Consider the following 17,035-nt stretch of genomic DNA (forward strand, 5'->3'; position numbering starts at 1 on the left):
TGCCTCCTGCCCCCGTCACGCCTCCCGCACCCCTGCGCCTCCGGCATTCCCGTACGTCGCGCTCCTGCGCCTCCGGCGCCCCGCGTCTCTCGCGCGTCCTGCACTCGGTCCCACGCCTCCGCATCTCTTCCGCCCCTGCACGCCCACGCCTCCCGCACTCGCCGTGCCGCGCGCACGCGTCGGCCGTATGCGCCGGCTGCGGTGTTCGCGTCCGGTGCGGTTGGTGTGCCTTCTGTGCAATGTGCGGTCCTATGGGCCACATATGCCCCATGTGGCCGCGTATCTACCGCTGTTTCGCACGCGTGATCATTCGCCCCTTCCCTCGCGCGCGCGTGCGCGTAGATAAGTAGATGAGGGCGCGGGTCAGCGGCCGTCGGTCGTGTGGACGATCAGCACGTCGCAGGCGGCCCGGCGGGAGACCGCGGACGGCACGGAGCCGAGCAGCCGCCCGGCCAGGCTGTTGAGCCCGCGGTTGCCCACCACGAGCAGGTCGGCGCGGTGCCGGGCGGCCAGCGAGACGAGCACGTCCACGGCGTCCCCCCGCTCGGCGGTCAGGACCACGTCGGAGGCGCCGGCCGCCACGGCGTGCCCGCGCGCCGCCCGCAGGGCGTCGTCGGCCGGGGTGGAGCCGCCCACCTTGTACGCGAGGTCGCCCAGCCGGTCGGCGGCCGCCGCGCGCTCGCTCTCCCGCATCGGCAGGTACGCGCAGGCCAGGACCAGGGTGGCGCCGGTCGCCGCGGCCAGGGATGCCGCCGCGGAGACGGCGCGGAAGGAGGAGGCCGAGCCGTCGGTGCCGACGAGTACGGTGCGGTAGGCCACGGAGCCCCCCAATTGGACGCGGCGTTCAATTGACAGTCGGTACGATAGCGTCCGCCGCGCACCCAGGCGTGGCCCGGGTCCCGCGACCATCGCGCCGACACCCTCGGGCATCACGCCGGCACCCTTGGGGCCCCGGTTTCGCGCCCAAAGCGAACAGGCGTGCGGGCCGCTTACGAGTGAGGCTCGAGACGCACCCGATAAGCTCTACCCCATGAGCATCTCCCCGTCCTTCCGAGAAGTGTTGTCCCAGCGTGTCATCGTGGCCGACGGGGCGATGGGCACGATGCTCCAGGCCCAGGACCCGACGCTCGACGACTTCCACGGTCACGAGGGCTGCAACGAGGTGCTCAACGTCACCAGGCCCGACATCGTGCGCGGCGTCCACGACGCCTACTTCGCCGTCGGCGTCGACTGCGTCGAGACCAACACCTTCGGCGCCAACCTCGCCGCCCTCGGCGAATACGACATCTCCGACCGCGTCTTCGAATACTCCGAGGCGGGGGCCCGGATCGCCCGCGAGGCCGCCGACCACTGGTCCACGCCCGACCAGCCGCGCTTCGTGCTCGGCTCCATGGGCCCCGGCACCAAGCTGCCGACGCTCGGCCACCTGCCGTACGCCCTCCTGCGCGATGCCTACCGCGACAACGCCGCGGGCCTGATCGCGGGCGGCGCCGACGCGCTGATCATCGAGACCTGCCAGGACCTGCTCCAGGTCAAGGCCGCCGTCATCGGCGCCAGGCGGGCCGTCGAAGACTCCGGCCGCGACATCCCGATCATCGCGCAGGTGACCATCGAGACCAACGGCGCGATGCTGCTCGGCTCCGAGATCGGCGCCGCGCTGACCGCGATCGAGCCGCTCGGCATCGACGTCGTGGGCCTCAACTGCGCGACCGGCCCCGCCGAGATGAGCGAGCACCTGCGCTACCTCGCCCGCCACTCGCGGCTCAAGCTCTCCTGCATGCCCAACGCCGGCCTGCCCGTGCTGACGGCCGACGGCGCGTACTATCCGCTGAGCGCGCAGGAGCTGGCCGACGCGCACGGCACCTTCACCCGCGACTACGGCCTGTCGCTGGTCGGCGGCTGCTGCGGCACCACGCCCGAGCACCTGCGCCAGGTGGTCGAGCGCGTCCGCGGCAAGCAGGTCGCGCCGCGCCGGCCGCACCCCGAGCCGGGCGCGTCCTCGCTCTACCAGACGGTCCCGTTCCGCCAGGACACCTCCTACCTGGCCATCGGCGAGCGCTGCAACACCAACGGCTCCAAGGCCTTCCGCGAGGCCATGCTGGCGGGCCGCTGGGACGACTGCGTCGAGACGGCCCGCGACCAGGCCCGCGACGGCGCCCACATGCTCGACCTGTGCGTCGACTACGTCGGCCGCGACGGCGTGGCCGACATGAAGGAGCTGGCGTTCCGGTTCGCCACGGCGTCCACGCTGCCGATCATGCTCGACTCGACCGAGCCCGCCGTGCTGCAGGCCGGTCTCGAGATGCTCGGCGGGCGCGCCGCGGTCAACTCCGTCAACTACGAGGACGGCGACGGCCCCGACTCCCGCTTCCAGAAGATCATGCGCCTCGTACGCGAGCACGGCTCGGCCGTCGTCGCGCTGACCATCGACGAGGAGGGCCAGGCCCGCACCGCCGAGTGGAAGGTGCGCGTGGCCAGCCGCCTCGTCGACGACCTGACCGCCAACTGGGGCATGCGGGTCGAGGACATCATCGTCGACTGCCTGACCTTCCCCATCGCCACCGGCCAGGAGGAGACCAGGCGCGACGGCCTGGAGACCATCGAGGCCATCCGCGAGCTCAAGCGCCGCTACCCGGGCGTGCAGACCACGCTGGGCCTGTCCAACATCAGCTTCGGCCTCAACCCGGCCGCCCGCATGGTGCTCAACTCGGTGTTCCTCAACGAGTGCGTCAACGCCGGGCTCGACTCGGCCATCGTGCACGCCTCCAAGATCCTGCCGATGGCCCGCATCCCCGACGAGCAGCGCCAGGTCGCGCTCGACATGGTCTACGATCGCCGCCGCGAGGGCTATGACCCGCTGCAGCGGTTCATGGAGCTGTTCGAGGGCGTCGACGCGGCGGCCCTGCGCGCCGGCAAGGCCGAGGAGCTGGCCGCGCTGCCGCTGTGGGAGCGGCTCAAGCGGCGCATCATCGACGGCGAGCGCAAGGGCCTGGAGGCCGACCTCGACACCGCGCTGGAGCAGCGGCCCGCACTGGAGATCATCAACGACGTGCTGCTCGACGGCATGAAGACGGTCGGCGAGCTGTTCGGCTCCGGGCAGATGCAGCTGCCGTTCGTGCTGCAGTCGGCCGAGGTCATGAAGGTCGCCGTCGCCTATCTCGAGCCCCACATGGACCGGGTCGAGGGCGACTCGAAGGGCCGCATCGTGCTGGCCACCGTCAAGGGCGACGTGCACGACATCGGCAAGAACCTCGTCGACATCATCCTGTCCAACAACGGCTACCAGGTCGTCAACCTCGGCATCAAGCAGCCGGTCTCGGCCATCCTGGAGGCCGCCGACGAGCAGAAGGCCGACGTCATCGGCATGTCGGGGCTGCTGGTGAAGTCGACGGTCATCATGAAGGAAAACCTGGAGGAGATGAACTCCAGGGGCCTGTCGGAGAGATACCCCGTCCTGCTCGGCGGCGCCGCCCTGACCCGCGCCTACGTCGAACAGGACCTGGCCGAGCTGTTCGAGGGCGAGGTGCGCTACGCGCGCGACGCGTTCGAGGGGCTGCGGCTGATGGACTCGTTCATGGCCGTCAAGCGCGGGGTCGCCGGCGCGACGCTGCCGCCGCTGCGCGAGCGGCGCGTCAAGACCGGCGCCGTGCTGCAGCGCACCCCGGTCGAGGAGCTGCCCGCCCGCTCCGACGTGGCCGCCGACAACCCCGTCCCCACGACGCCCTTCTACGGCGACCGCGTGGTCAAGGGCATCTCCCTGGCCGAATACTCCGCCTTCCTCGACGAGCGCGCCCTGTTCCTCGGGCAGTGGGGGCTCAAGCCCACCAGGGGCGGTTCGGGGCCCGACTACGACGAGCTGGTCGAGATCGAGGGGCGGCCGCGGCTGCGCATGTGGCTCGACCGCATCCAGACCGAGGGATTGCTGGAGGCGGCCGTCGTCTACGGCCACTTCCCGTGCGTCTCCGACGGCGACACGCTGATCATCCTCGACGACGACGGCAGCGAGCGCACCCGCTTCACGTTCCCGCGCCAGCGCCGCGACCGCCACCTGTGCCTGTCCGACTTCTTCCGCGCCAAGGACTCCGGCGAGGTCGACGTGGTCGGCTTCCAGGTCGTCACCATGGGCGCGAGGATCGCCGAGGCCACGGCCGAGCTGTTCGCCAAGGACGCCTACCGCGACTACCTCGAGCTGCACGGCCTGTCGGTGCAGCTCACCGAGGCGCTGGCCGAATACTGGCACGCCAGGGTGCGCTCGGAGTGGGCGATCGGCGGCGAGGAATCGCTCGACGACATGCTCAAGGTCAACATCCAGGGCTGCCGCTACTCGTTCGGCTACCCGGCCTGCCCCAACCTGGAGGACCAGAAGCAGCTGTTCGAGCTGCTCAACCCGGAGCGCATCGGGGTGTCGCTGTCGGAGGAGTTCCAGCTCCACCCGGAGCAGGCCACCTCTGCCCTGGTCGTCCACCACCCCGAGGCCAAATACTTCAACGTCTGACCCACACCCGCCGCCGCGAGACGGCGCCTGCTCGACCCGCCGTCCCACCGGTGCCAGGTGGCCCGTCGCCCACCTGGCAGGAGGGACGAAGGCCGCCACCCCGCGGCGACCCGCCGTTCACCCGGCAGCGGATGGTCGCATCCGGCGCCGGATGAGGGGTGGTCTCTTCGTGCGCCGGCCAAGGCAGGGACAATAGGGGGCAAAACACTATCGATCGGGGGCAAACGTGGAAGCGGTCTTCTTCGACATGGACGGGCTGCTCGTCGACAGCGAGCGGGTCTGGCTGGAGATCGAGACCGACGTGATGGCCAGGCTGGGCGCCCAGTGGACGCCCGAGCACCAGGCCCACCTCGTGGGCGGGTCCATGGAGCGCACGGTCGACTACATGCTGGCCGTGTCGGGCTCCGACGTGCCCCCGGAGATGGTGCGGGAGTGGATGACCGGCGGGATGGTGCGCCGGTTGACGGCGGGCGTGCGCGTCATGCCGGGCGCCTTGGAGCTGCTGGGCGCGCTGCGGGACGAGGGGGTGCCCGTGGGGCTGGTCACCTCGTCGCTGAAGGAGATCGCGGAGGCGGTGCTCAAGAGCGTGGGGCGTGACCGGTTCGACGTCGTGGTCACGGCGGACGACGTCACGCGTACCAAGCCCGACCCCGAGCCGTACCTGACGGCCGCGCGGCTGCTCGGCGTGGAGCCGGTGCGGTGCGTGGTGCTGGAGGACTCTCCCAACGGCGTCGCGGCCGCGACGGCGGCGGGCTGCGCGGTGGTGGCCGTCCCGAGCCTGCTGGCCATCGAGCCCGCCCCCGGCCGGTTGGTGGTCCCGTCCCTGGAGAACGTCACCGTCGCCGACCTCCGCGCCCTCATCACCATCTGACAGGCCGAGCCACCCCGGGCCGCCGCCGCCCCTGGATCGATCGGGCCGTCCCCCCCCGACGGCGGCGCGCGGGCTGCTGCGGCTGTGGCACGAGCGGCTTCCCCACGTCGAGATCAGGATCTTCGAGGGCCTCGACGAGGAGATCGAGGAGTGGCCGGAGAGCGGCACGGTCGACGCGGCCGTCCTCATCGACCCGGAGCCGATGCCCCGTCCCGTCCCTGGCGGCCGGCATGATGCCTGGCACCCTCACGCCGGAACGCCGGCTCGTCCTGACCGGCCCGGCCGCCCGCCCCTGGCATCCGAGCGTCACCGCCCTCCGGGACCTGTGCGCCGAGGCGGCGACGACCTGGTGAACGCCGCCGCCGAACAGCCCGGCGCCGCCTGCGCGACCCCTAAGGGGCAAGTGGTTCTAGCGGAGGAGGAGCGGGCGGCGTTTCGCGTGCCAGGATGGAAACGTAGTCGATACGAGGAGTGGCGTGATGCTCAATCCGACCGTTTGGCTGCCTCTGTGCGCCGGACTGACCCTGCTGGGCCTGGTGCTCAGCTTCCTGGCCTTCAGGCGCAGAGGAGCGGCCTCGGGCATCCGGGTCGCGGCATGGGCGCTGCTGCCGGCGGCGGCCTACCTGACGGGTGCGCTGCAGATGCTGTGGACCGTGGGCACGACCATCGTGGGGTTCGTGACCGGCCTGGTGTTCAACCCCTTCGTCTGGGCGGGCGTGGCCGTGGCCGGGCTGTCGGTGGTGCTGTTCGTGGCGTCGGGCGTCATGCGCGGCAGGAAACTGGCCAGCTTCAGGAAGAAGACCTCCGAAGAGGCCCCCGAGGTTAAGCCCTCAGCGAACAAAGCCGTTCCCAAACCGCAGCAGCCCGCCGTCGCCCCCAAGCAAACTTCCAAGGCCGAGGACGATTTCTCCGATATCGAGGCGCTGCTCAAAAAGCGTGGCATCGGCTGAATCCACGGACGAAATTAGCAATGTCACAGTTCCGAGACGCAACCGGGACGGCTCGTAGACATTCTCCTCAAGATCGATACGAATGAGTTTCTGGTCAATCACAGTTGAGCCACATAGAGCACAGAGGGACTAGTCACACCAGCTCAGGCCATAGATTCTGCCTCCTGGGGCCGCGACACGCGGACCTCGCACGCATGGGCGCACTACCCTGACCGGGACCGCGCCGAAACGGACGATGTCGTCTGGAATCCAGGGGGCTACTGGCATGACCGCACCGCTCGATGCTCCGGAATCGGCCATCGAAGCAGGGCCGGAGGCCGTCCTTGAGGGGGCGGAGACCTCGGTCATCAGGGGACGTTCCCTGGGGCAGATCGCGTGGATGCGCCTCAAGCGCGACCGCATCGCGATGACCGGTGGCATCGTCATCCTCCTGCTCATCCTGGTCGCCGTCTTCGCCCCATTGCTGGTGTCGTGGTTCGGGCACCCGCCGGGCGAGTGGCACCGCGAGAAGCTCGACCCCTCCATCGGGGCGCCGCTGGGCGCCTTCGGCGGCATCAGCAGCGACTTCCTGTTCGGCGTGGAGCCCGACTCGGGCCGCGACCTGTTCAGCCGAGTCCTGTACGGGGCCCGCATCTCGCTGCTGATCGCGTTCTTCGCGACGCTGCTGTGCGTCGTGCTTGGCACCGTGCTCGGGATGATCGCCGGCTTCTTCGGCGGCTGGATCGACACCGTCATCAGCCGCCTCATGGACGTCTTCCTGGCCTTCCCGCTGCTGGTGTTCGCGCTGGCGCTGGCCGGCGTCATCCCCGACAAGGCGTTCGGCATGTCGGGCGACACGCTCAGGATCAGCCTGCTGGTGTTCATCATCGGCTTCTTCAACTGGCCCTATATCGGGCGCATCATCCGGGGCCAGACGCTGTCCCTGCGCGAACGGGAGTTCGTCGACGCGTCCAGGAGCCTGGGCGCGCGCAACCACACCATCCTGTTCAAGGAGATCCTGCCCAACCTCCTGGCGCCGATCCTCGTCTACTCGACGCTGCTGATCCCCTCGAACATCCTGTTCGAGGCCGCGCTGTCCTTCCTCGGCGTGGGCGTGCGACCGCCGACTCCCACGTGGGGAGGCATGTTGTCGGACGCCGTCCACAACTACCAGGTGGCGCCCAACTTCATGATCTTCCCCGGTCTCGCGATCTTCATCACCGTGCTGGCGTTCAACCTGCTCGGTGACGGCCTCAGGGACGCCTTCGATCCCAAGGCCCGATAGCCCTCGTGAGTTTTCAGCAAGTTCTCAACTCCTAGATACAAGGGGTGTGTCAGGTCGATGAAGATAAGATCAAAGGCGTCGGCGGTGGCGATGACCGCCACTCTCGCTGTGGTCGTCTCGGCGTGTGGCGGCGGTGGCGGTGCCAAGAGCACCAGCGGCACCGGCGGTGACGAAAAGCCCGCCAGCCAGTACAACGCGGGCGTCACGCAGGTCGTCAACCCGTCGGAGAAGACCGGCGGCACCCTCCACATGGGCATGCCGGGCGACTTCGACTCCGTCGACCCGGGTGACCAGTACTACGGCTACGCGTGGAACTTCTCGCGCTTCTACACCCGCGCGCTGACCATGTTCAAGCCGGTGCCGGGCGAGGAGGGCCTGCAGCTCGTCGGCGACCTGGCCGAGGGCCTGGGCACGCCCAGCGACGGCGGCAAGACGTGGACGTACAAGCTGCGCAAGGGCATCAAGTTCGAGGACGGCAGCCCGGTGACGTCGAAGGACGTCAAGTACGCCGTGGCCCGCTCGCTGGACAAGGACATCCTGCCCAGCGGCCCGACCTACTTCAACGACTGGCTCGACGTGCAGGGCTACACCGGCCCGTACAAGATGAAGGACAAGCTCGACGACTTCAAGGCCGTCGAGACGCCTGACGACTACACCATCGTCTTCCACCTGAAGAAGGCGTACGGCGGTTTCGACTACTTCGCCATGCTCCCGCAGACGGCCCCCGTGCCCGTAGCCAAGGACACCGGCTCGAAGTACAAGGAGCACCCGGTCTCGACCGGCCCCTACATGTTCAAGTCGCACGAGCTCACCAAGCGCATCGAGCTCGTGAAGAACCCCAACTGGGACCCGGCCACCGACCCCAACCGCAAGCAGCTCAACGACTCCGTCGAGGTGCTGCTCGGCCAGAACGAGGACGACCTCGACCAGCGGCTGCTGTCCGGCAAGATCGACGTCAAGATCAACAGCACCGGCGTGGCGGCCAACGCCCGCAAGACGGTCCTGACCGACCCGAAGGTCAAGCAGTACGCCGACTCGGCCGCGATCGACCGGACCTGGTTCACCAACATCAACGGTGACGTCAAGCCGTTCGACAACATCCACTGCCGCAAGGCCGTGATGTACGCGGCCGACCGCTCCGCGATCCAGGGCGCCTACGGTGGCCCCGACGCCGGCGGCGACATCGCGCTCAGCCTCATGCCGGCGAAGATGACCGGCTACCAGAAGATCGACCCGTACGGCGTCGAGGCCAACCCGACCGGTGACGTCGCCAAGGCCAAGGAAGAGCTGGCGGCCTGTGGCCAGCCCAACGGCTTCAGCACCACGATCTCCTACCGCAACGAGCGCGCCGCCGAGAAGCTGACCGCCGAGTCGCTGCAGCAGTCGCTCGGCCGCGTCGGCATCAAGCTGGAGATCAAGGGCTACCCGCAGGGCGACTACTTCAAGCTGTACGCCGGCAAGCCCGACTTCGCCAAGAAGAACAACCTCGGCCTCATGGTCTACGGCTGGGGCGCCGACTACCCCGAGGGCTTCGGCTTCTTCCAGCAGATCGTCGACAGCCGTGTCATCCGCGACGCCGGTAACACCAACCTCAGCGTCAAGGACCCGAAGATCGACGAGCTCATCGACCAGGCGGCCGGGGAGACCGACGCCGCCAAGCGCAACGCCATCTGGGCCCAGGTCGACAAGCAGGTCATGGACTCGGCGTTCATCCTGCCCTACGTCTGGGCGCACGGCCTGTTCTACCGGCCGCCGACGCTGAAGAACGTCTTCGTCAGCCAGAACTGGGGCATGTACGAGTACCTCACGCTGGGCACCCAGTAACCGGTCAGGCGACCCCGCCGGACACGTACGTCGAAAGCAGGTGAAGGCTCCGGCGGCCGGGCTCACGAGGCCCGGCCGCCATGGCCGAGATCAGTGTTCACATACATTCTCAGACGGTTGATAGCGGCCGTCATGCTGCTCTTCGTGGTGAGCATCACGACGTTCGCCATCTTCTTCCTCGTGCCTCGGCTCGCTGGGATGTCCGCTGACGACCTCGCCTCCCGGTACGTCGGCAAGGCCGCCAATGAACAGGTCATCCACGACACGGCGATCCGGCTCGGGTTCTACGACCCGCTCGTGGTCCAGTACGGGCGGTTCGTGAAGGGCATCTTCGTCGGCGTGGAGCGCAACTACGGTCCCGGCGTCGAGCTGTGCCCGGCGCCCTGCCTCGGCTACTCGTACGTCACGCAGAACCCGGTCCTGCCCGACCTGCTCGACCGCATACCGATCACACTGTCGCTGGCGATCGGCGCGGCCGTGGTGTGGGTCGTCTTCGGCGTGGCCACCGGCGTGGTGTCCGCGCTGCGGCGCGGCAGCTTCTTCGACCGCGTCTCCATGGGCATCGCCCTGGCCGGCGTGTCCCTGCCGATCTTCTTCACCGGCATCGTGTCGCTGGCCATCTTCCGCGACCAGCTCGGCCTCGTCGGCGACGTCGCCGACTGGGTGCCGTTCAGCGAGGATCCGCTCACCTGGGCCAACAACCTGATGCTGCCCTGGATCACGCTCGCCTTCCTGTACGCGGCCGGTTATGCCCGGCTCACCAGGGCGGGCATGCTGGAGACCATGTCGGAGGACTACATCCGCACGGCCAGAGCCAAGGGCCTGCCCGAACGGGCCGTGGTGCTGAAACACGGGCTGCGGGCCACGCTCACCCCGGTGCTGACCATGTTCGGCCTGGACCTGGGCCTGCTGCTCGGCGGCGCGGTGCTGACCGAGAGCACGTTCTCGCTGCCCGGCATCGGCAAGTACGCCAGAGACGCCATCGAGCGCAACGACCTACCCCAGGTGATGGGCGTCACCCTGGTGGCGGCCACCTTCATCATCCTGGCCAACCTGATCGTCGACCTGCTCTACGCGGTCGTGGACCCGAGGGTGAGGCTGGCGTGAGCGAGCGAACCATCGAACACAGCAGCGCGTTTCTGCAGGTCAAGGACCTCAAGATTCACTTTCCGACCGACGACGGCCTGGTCAGGTCCGTCGACGGGCTGACGTTCGACCTCGAGCGCGGCAAGACGCTCGGCATCGTCGGCGAGTCCGGCTCCGGCAAGTCGGTCACCAGCCTCGGCATCCTCGGCCTGCACAAGGGCAAGGGCGCCAACGTCTCCGGGGAGATCTGGCTCGACGGCGAGGAGCTCGTCGGCGCCAGCCAGGAGCACGTGCGCGGGCTGCGCGGCAAGAAGATGTCGATGATCTTCCAGGATCCGCTGTCGTCGATGCACCCCTTCTACACGGTCGGCGACCAGATCATCGAGGCGTACCGCATCCACCACAAGGTCACCAAGGCCGTGGCGAAGAAGCACGCCATCGACATGCTCGGCCGGGTCGGCATCCCGGAGCCGAAGCGTCGCGTCGACTCCTACCCGCACGAGTTCTCCGGCGGCATGCGCCAGCGCGCCATGATCGCCATGGCGCTGTCGTGCGACCCCGAGCTGCTCATCGCCGACGAGCCCACCACCGCGCTCGACGTGACCGTGCAGGCCCAGATCCTCGACCTCATGGTCGACCTGCAGCGCGAGTTCAACTCCGCGCTGATCATCATCACCCATGACCTGGGCGTGGTGGCCGAGCTGTCCGACGACATCCTCGTCATGTACGCGGGCAAGTGCATCGAGTACGGCAGCACCGACGACATCTTCTACCGTCCCGAGCACCCCTACACATGGGGTCTACTGGGATCGATGCCCCGGCTCGACCGGGAGCCCACCGAACGGCTGCTGCCGATCAAGGGCTCCCCGCCGTCGCTGATCAATGTGCCGCCGGGCTGCGCCTTCCACCCCCGCTGCCCCTACGTGGAGCGGACCGCGGGCAAGGCCAGGTCCGAGGTGCCGGATCTGCTCCAGACCCAGGGCGGCCACCTCGTGCGCTGCCACATGGACCGGACGGAGCGGCGGGAGCTGTGGGAGAACGAGATCAAGCCACTGCTGGAGACCCAGTGACCGAGCCCAAGAACGAGCCGCTGCTTTCCGTCCAGAACCTGGAAAAGCACTTCCCCGTGACGAAGGGCCTGCTCAAGCGGCAGGTCGGCGCCGTCAAGGCGGTCGACGGGATCAGCTTCGACGTGTTCAAGGGTGAGACGCTCGGCCTGGTGGGGGAGTCCGGCTGCGGCAAGTCCACCACCGGCCGGCTGGTCACCCGGCTTCTTGAGCCCACCGCCGGCAAGGTGGTCTTCGAGGGCGAGGACATCACGCACATGGGGCAGGGCAAGCTCAGGCCGCTCCGCCGCGACATGCAGATGATCTTCCAGGACCCGTACTCGTCGCTCAACCCCCGCCACACGGTCGGCACCATCGTCGGCGCGCCGTTCCGCATCCAGGGCGTCAAGACCGAGCACGGCGTCAAGCGGGCGGTCCAGGACATCCTCGCCCTGGTCGGGCTCAACCCCGAGCACTACAACCGCTACCCGCACGAGTTCTCCGGCGGCCAGCGGCAGCGCATCGGCATCGCCCGCACGCTCGCGCTCAAGCCCAAGCTGATCATCGCCGACGAGCCGGTCTCGGCACTCGACGTCTCCATCCAGGCCCAGGTCGTCAACCTGCTCGAAGACCTGCAGAACGAGCTGGACCTCACCTACGTCGTGATCGCCCACGACCTGTCGGTGGTGCGGCACATCAGCGACCGGGTGGCCGTCATGTACCTGGGCAAGATCGTGGAGATCGGCGACCGCAAGCAGCTCTACACCGCGCCGATGCACCCGTACACCAACGCCCTGCTGTCGGCCGTGCCCGTGCCCGACCCCAAGGCGCGCAAGGAACGCGAGCGCATCCGGCTGACCGGCGACGTGCCCAGCCCGCTCAACCCGCCGCCCGCCTGCCGCTTCCACACGCGCTGCTGGAAGGCGCAGGAGATCTGCAAGAAGGTCGAGCCGCCGCTGGAGGAGCTGGCCGGCGGTCACCGCGTCGCCTGCCACTTCCCGGAGAACGCCCCGGCCGCCGCCGAAGCCGCCCCCGCCGCCGCGTCCTGACGACCCCGGGCGCGCCCGCCGGGGCGCGCCCTCAGCCCCTCAGGAGTAGGTGCCGGGGGTGATCAGGCCGGTCTCGTAGGCCAGCACCACGGCCTGCACACGGTCGCGCAGCCCCAGCTTGGTCAGCACGTTGCCGACGTGCGTCTTGACCGTCGTCTCGCTCACCACGAGCTTGGCCGCGATCTCCGCGTTGGACATGCCCTTGGCGATCAGCCGCAGCACCTCCAGCTCCCGCTCCGTCAACCGGTCCAGCCGGGCCGGAGCGGGCTGCTCGTACGCCGACGGCAGCCGTTTGGCGAACCGGTCGAGCAGCCGCCGCGTCACGCTCGGCGCCACGATCGCGTCCCCGGCCGCCACCACCCGGATCGCCTGCACCAGCTCGTCGGGCGGCACGTCCTTCAGCAGGAACCCCGACGCGCCCGAGCGCAGCGCCTCCACGATGTACTCGTCCAGGTCGAACGTCGTCAGCACCAGCACCTTCGGCACGTGCGCCGTCGGCGCCGCCTCCCGCACGATCCTGCGGGTCGCCTCGATGCCGTCGACCCCCGGCATGCGGATGTCCATCAGCACCACGTCGGGCAGCAGCGCGCGCGTCTGCTCCATGGCGTCCTTGCCGTCGCCGGCCTGCCCCACCACCGTGATGTCGGGCTCGGCCTCCAGAATCAGGCGAAATCCCGTACGCAGCAGCGGCTGGTCGTCCACCAGCAGCACTCTGATCGTCATTGGCCGTCCTTCAACGGGAACCTCGCCCGCACTTCGAAACCGCCCCCCGGTAGCGGACCGATGTTGAGGATTCCACCATAGAGTGCGACGCGTTCGCGAATGCCCACCAAACCGTGCCCTGACCGCGCGGACACCCCGGCCGCGCCCAGCCCGTCGTCCTCCACCCGTACGTCCAGCTCACGGGGGTCCTGGCGGACGGTCACCACGGCCTTGGCCCCCGCCCCGGCGTGCCGCAGGCTGTTCGTCAGCCCCTCCTGGGCCAGCCGGAACGCGGCCAGGTCGACCCCGGCCGGCAGCGGCCGCGGCTCCCCCTCCATGATCAGCCGCGTCGGCAGCCCCGCCTCGCGCATCTGCTCCACCAGCGCGGGCAGGTCCCGCACGCCGGGCTGCGGGCCCAGCTCGGCGCGGGCGTCGGTACGCAGCACCCCGACGATGCTGCGCATCTCCGTCATCGCCATCCGGCCGGTGTGCTCGATCGCCGACAGCGCCTCGCGCGCCAGATCGGGATCGGAGGCCAGCACCCGGCGCGCCGCCGCCGCCTGCACGGTCATCACGCTGACGTGGTGGGCCACCACGTCGTGCAGCTCGCGGGCGATCCTGGAGCGCTCCTCGGCGCGGGCGGCCCTCGTGTCGGCCGCGTGCGCCCGCTCCAGCCGCTCCGCCCGGTCCTTGAGCTCGTCCAGGTACGCCCGGCGCAGCCGCAGGCTCCGTCCCGCGCCCCACACCGCCACCAGCACCACGGCCACCACGACGTGCTCGCTCCAGCTCGTCGCCCTGACCGGGCCCGCCAGGGCGCCCAGCACGTACGTCACCAGCGAGATCATCAGCCCCGCCAGCGCCATCGCCAGCCCGCGGTAGGAGGCCACCGAGTACAGCAGCACCAGCCCGGCCAGCCCCGACATCCCGGTCCCGTAACCGAGCACGGTCAGCAGCGTCTCGGGCACGAGCTCGGCGCACATGGCCGCCAGCGGCCACCGCCTGCGCGCCGCCACTGGCACGCACGCCAGCACCACCAGGACCCCGCCGAGGGGGTCGGGTGCGCGCATGCCGTCCACCGCGAGCCCCTGCGCCTCCAGCCGGTCGGGGCCGTAGAGCACGAGCATCGCCACCGACGCCGCGGCCACCACTCCGGCGAGCACCGTGTCGTGGAGCGTGGTCCGGTCTATGCGCACCGCTTCACTGTAGGCCCAGGTGAAAACCCGTAACCTCCTCCCTCGGGAGGATTACCGCCCATACATCCTCAAACGCCGCAGCCTGCGTTGGCGGCGCGCCCGCCTGCCGCCATACGCCGCCCCGGCTGAGCGTCACTGCACCGGCTGAGCGGCGCGCCCGATGCGCCGGGCAGCCCCGTGGGGCGCGGCCTTGTACGCGGGGGGCTGGGCGGTTCGGTGTCGCCCTTGGAGAGCGCGTCCGGACGGCCGGTTGCGCGGTTCCGGCCGGGTGGGGGTGGGTGTGGGTGTGGTCAGAGCTCGTCGGTGGCGGCGCGGCGGTGGGTGCGGACGGTGTCGCCCGGCTGGCGGTCGGGGACGGGCGGGGGTGTGCCGCCGAACTCCGGGCACAGGGCCTGGTGGTCGCACCAGTCGCACAGCCGGCTGGGGCGGGCGCGCCACTCTCCGGACTCCAGGGCCCGCTCGATCGCCGCCCACAGCGCCATCACCTTGCGCTCGGTGGCCAGCAGGTCGGCCTCGTCCGGGGCGTAGCGCAGCACCTCGCCCTGCCCGCCCAGGTAGACCAGCTGCAGCAGCCGGGGCACCTGGCCGCGCAGGCGCCACAGCACCAGCGCGTAGAACTTCATCTGGAACAGCGCCTTGGTCTCGAAGTCGGGACCCGGCGCGCTGCCCGTCTTGTAGTCGACCACCCGGACCTCACCGGTCGGCGCCACGTCGAGGCGGTCGACGTAGCCGCGCAGCATCAGCCCGCCGTCGAGGACCGCCTCCACGTAGAGCTCGCGCTCGGCGGGCTCCAGCCGCGTCGGGTCCTCCAGCGTGAAGTAGCGCTCCAGCATGCCGCGCGCCTGCGCCAGCCACTCGGCCTGCTCGGCCTCGTCGGCGAACATCTGCGCGTATTGCGAGTCCTCCTCCAGCAGGCGCTGCCACTGCGGCTCCAGGAGCTCCAGCGCCGCCTGGACCGAGCGCCGCGGCGCCGGAAGGTCGTAGAGGCGCTCCAGGACCGCGTGCACCACCGTGCCCCGCACTGCCGCCTGCGAAGGCTTCTCGGGGAGCTGGTCGATCACCCGGAAGCGGTAGAGCAGGGGACATGTCATGAAATCGCCCGCCCGGGAGGGGGAGAGAGCTCCGATGATCACCGGTTCGGTCAACGTCATGCACCGCACTCTAGGTCAAGACCCCGACAGAATAGCCCTCGCGCAACGATGATCACCCGATTCGGCGCGTAGCATCAAGGCAGCAACAGCACGTAATGGACGTTCAAGGAGTGCGGTGAGCGAGCAGAGCCCGCGGCAGGAGTTCTCCGGTCTTCGGATGGGGAAGCCGTTCGGCATTCCGGTGTACGTCTCATGGACCTGGTTCATCGTGGCGGCCTTCATCACGATGATGTTCGGCCCGCGGGTGCGTCAGATGCTGCCCGAACTCGACAGCACGGCCGCGTACGCCGTGGCGTTCGTGTTCGCGGTGCTTCTGTACGTGTCCGTGCTGCTGCACGAACTGGCCCACAGCGTGCTGGCCAAGTACTACGGCCTGCCGGTGCGCAGGATCACCCTCTACCTGCTCGGCGGCGTGTCGGAGATCGAGAAGGAGCCGCCCACGCCGGCCAAGGAGTTCATGGTCGCCGCGGCGGGGCCGGCCCTGTCGCTGGGCCTGGCCGGGCTCGGCCTGGCCGCCGACGTCTATGTCGTCAACGGCGGCGGCATCCCCGAGGTGCTCGTCTGGCAGCTGTGGATGGCCAACCTCATCGTCGGCGTGTTCAACCTGCTGCCCGGCCTGCCCCTGGACGGCGGCCGGATGCTGCGCGCCGGGGTCTGGAAGCTGACCAGGAACCCCAGCTCCGGCACCATCGTCGCCGCCTGGGGCGGCCGCGTGCTGGCCGTGCTGCTCGTCGTGTTCCCGATCGCCACGGCGCTGCAGAGCGGCCAGGACATCGACCCGACGGACCTGCTGTGGCCGTTCGTGCTGGCCTCGTTCATCTGGCTCGGCGCCTCCCAGTCGCTGCGGGTGGCCAAGATCCGCGCCAGGATCCCGCAGGTCAACGCCCGCGCCCTGGCGCGCAGGGCGATCCCGGTGAGCGCCGAGACGCCGCTGTCGGAGGCGCTGCGGCAGGCCGCCGAGCGCAGCGCGGGCGCCATCGTCGTGGTCGGCCACGACGGCCAGCCGCTGGCGATCGTGAACGAGGCCGCCGTCCAGGCCACCCCCGAGCACCGCCGCCCCTGGGTGAGCGCCGGCTCGGTCGCCAAGTCCCTGGAGCCCACCATGGTGCTCGCCGCCGACCTGGAGGGAGAGCCGCTCATCGACGCCATGCGCGAGGCCCCGGGCAGCGAGTACCTCCTGGTGGAGCGGGGCGGGGAGATCTACGGCGTGCTCGCCACGGCCGACGTGAACCGGGTTTTCACCGGCGTCTGATTTGTCCCACTCGTTTAAGCGGCGGGCCATGGATAGGGTCGTGTCCAGCAGTTTCGGGCGGCCGGAGCCGACTCCGGCCGGTTACTGCGATGTGACGACTGGCCGATAGTGTTCTGTTTGGCCAAACTTGCACAGTTAAGGGGCTTGTTGCG

Annotated in this window: 14 protein-coding genes; 10 read left to right on the forward strand and 4 right to left on the reverse strand. The window is 69.6% G+C overall.

Features of this window, described 5'->3' with window-relative positions; translation table 11 throughout:
* Positions 1–363 precede the first annotated feature (363 nt).
* Complete coding sequence (locus ACIBQ1_RS46340) at positions 364–819, reverse strand: universal stress protein (protein ID WP_397287627.1); 456 nt, start codon at positions 817–819, stop codon at positions 364–366.
* Between the two features lie 211 nt (positions 820–1,030).
* Between ACIBQ1_RS46340 and metH the strand changes: the two genes are divergently transcribed.
* The 9 genes from metH (at position 1,031) to ACIBQ1_RS46385 (ending at position 12,585) form a co-directional block, all read left to right on the forward strand.
* Positions 1,031–4,495 (forward strand): methionine synthase, encoded by a 3,465-nt coding sequence (gene metH, locus ACIBQ1_RS46345; protein WP_397287629.1) that lies wholly within the window; start codon positions 1,031–1,033, stop codon positions 4,493–4,495.
* Between the two features lie 226 nt (positions 4,496–4,721).
* Positions 4,722–5,366 carry an HAD family hydrolase gene (locus ACIBQ1_RS46350; protein ID WP_397287631.1) on the forward strand — a complete coding sequence of 215 codons (645 nt, stop codon included), beginning with the start codon at positions 4,722–4,724 and terminating at the stop codon, positions 5,364–5,366.
* Positions 5,367–5,596: 230 nt separating this feature from the next.
* Positions 5,597–5,719, forward strand: coding sequence for a hypothetical protein (locus ACIBQ1_RS46355; protein ID WP_397287633.1), 123 nt, complete (start codon positions 5,597–5,599; stop codon positions 5,717–5,719).
* Positions 5,720–5,845: 126 nt separating this feature from the next.
* Complete coding sequence (locus tag ACIBQ1_RS46360; protein ID WP_397287635.1) at positions 5,846–6,316, forward strand: cellulose synthase; 471 nt, start codon at positions 5,846–5,848, stop codon at positions 6,314–6,316.
* 265 nt (positions 6,317–6,581) lie between these two features.
* Entirely contained in the window at positions 6,582–7,580 is a 999-nt protein-coding gene (locus tag ACIBQ1_RS46365) for an ABC transporter permease (protein WP_397287637.1), read from the forward strand.
* Between the two features lie 57 nt (positions 7,581–7,637).
* On the forward strand, positions 7,638–9,404 hold the full coding sequence (locus ACIBQ1_RS46370) for an ABC transporter substrate-binding protein (protein WP_397287639.1): 1,767 nt from the start codon (positions 7,638–7,640) through the stop codon (positions 9,402–9,404).
* Between the two features lie 93 nt (positions 9,405–9,497).
* Positions 9,498–10,511 (forward strand): ABC transporter permease, encoded by a 1,014-nt coding sequence (locus tag ACIBQ1_RS46375; RefSeq protein ID WP_397287641.1) that lies wholly within the window; start codon positions 9,498–9,500, stop codon positions 10,509–10,511.
* Positions 10,508–11,560 carry an ABC transporter ATP-binding protein gene (locus ACIBQ1_RS46380; RefSeq protein ID WP_397287643.1) on the forward strand — a complete coding sequence of 351 codons (1,053 nt, stop codon included), beginning with the start codon at positions 10,508–10,510 and terminating at the stop codon, positions 11,558–11,560. Before ACIBQ1_RS46375 ends, ACIBQ1_RS46380 begins: the two co-directional genes overlap by 4 nt.
* Positions 11,557–12,585, forward strand: a complete 1,029-nt coding sequence (locus ACIBQ1_RS46385; RefSeq protein WP_397287645.1) for an ABC transporter ATP-binding protein — start codon at positions 11,557–11,559, stop codon at positions 12,583–12,585. The genes ACIBQ1_RS46380 and ACIBQ1_RS46385 overlap by 4 nt, the downstream gene beginning before the upstream one ends.
* Before the next feature lie 39 nt (positions 12,586–12,624).
* Here the strand turns inward: ACIBQ1_RS46385 and ACIBQ1_RS46390 are convergent, their stop codons facing one another.
* From ACIBQ1_RS46390 to ACIBQ1_RS46400, 3 genes are all read right to left on the reverse strand, one after another.
* Positions 12,625–13,308 carry a response regulator transcription factor gene (locus ACIBQ1_RS46390; RefSeq protein ID WP_355377486.1) on the reverse strand — a complete coding sequence of 228 codons (684 nt, stop codon included), beginning with the start codon at positions 13,306–13,308 and terminating at the stop codon, positions 12,625–12,627.
* Positions 13,305–14,480 (reverse strand): sensor histidine kinase, encoded by a 1,176-nt coding sequence (locus tag ACIBQ1_RS46395; protein ID WP_397287649.1) that lies wholly within the window; start codon positions 14,478–14,480, stop codon positions 13,305–13,307. The genes ACIBQ1_RS46390 and ACIBQ1_RS46395 overlap by 4 nt, the downstream gene beginning before the upstream one ends.
* A gap of 290 nt (positions 14,481–14,770) precedes the next feature.
* Positions 14,771–15,631, reverse strand: a complete 861-nt coding sequence (locus tag ACIBQ1_RS46400) for a RecB family exonuclease (RefSeq protein ID WP_397287651.1) — start codon at positions 15,629–15,631, stop codon at positions 14,771–14,773.
* 115 nt (positions 15,632–15,746) lie between these two features.
* Between ACIBQ1_RS46400 and ACIBQ1_RS46405 the strand changes: the two genes are divergently transcribed.
* Positions 15,747–16,883: a site-2 protease family protein gene (locus ACIBQ1_RS46405; RefSeq protein ID WP_397287653.1), complete on the forward strand. Its 1,137-nt coding sequence runs from the start codon at positions 15,747–15,749 to the stop codon at positions 16,881–16,883.
* Positions 16,884–17,035: the final 152 nt, after the last annotated feature.

The sequence above is a fragment of the Nonomuraea sp. NPDC050153 genome, from assembly GCF_044460125.1.
Lineage (GTDB): Bacteria > Actinomycetota > Actinomycetes > Streptosporangiales > Streptosporangiaceae > Nonomuraea.

Bases quoted from the DNA above. Each gene is read 5' to 3' on its own strand.
- metH (WP_397287629.1), top strand. From the start codon at position 1,031: ATGAGCATCTCCCCGTCCTTCCGAGAAGTGTTGTCCCAGCGTGTCATC.
- ACIBQ1_RS46355 (WP_397287633.1), top strand. From the start codon at position 5,597: ATGATGCCTGGCACCCTCACGCCGGAACGCCGGCTCGTCCTGACCGGC.
- ACIBQ1_RS46360 (WP_397287635.1), top strand. From the start codon at position 5,846: ATGCTCAATCCGACCGTTTGGCTGCCTCTGTGCGCCGGACTGACCCTG.
- ACIBQ1_RS46365 (WP_397287637.1), top strand. From the start codon at position 6,582: ATGACCGCACCGCTCGATGCTCCGGAATCGGCCATCGAAGCAGGGCCG.
- ACIBQ1_RS46370 (WP_397287639.1), top strand. From the start codon at position 7,638: ATGAAGATAAGATCAAAGGCGTCGGCGGTGGCGATGACCGCCACTCTC.
- ACIBQ1_RS46390 (WP_355377486.1), bottom strand. From the start codon at position 13,308: ATGACGATCAGAGTGCTGCTGGTGGACGACCAGCCGCTGCTGCGTACG.
- ACIBQ1_RS46400 (WP_397287651.1), bottom strand. From the start codon at position 15,631: ATGACGTTGACCGAACCGGTGATCATCGGAGCTCTCTCCCCCTCCCGG.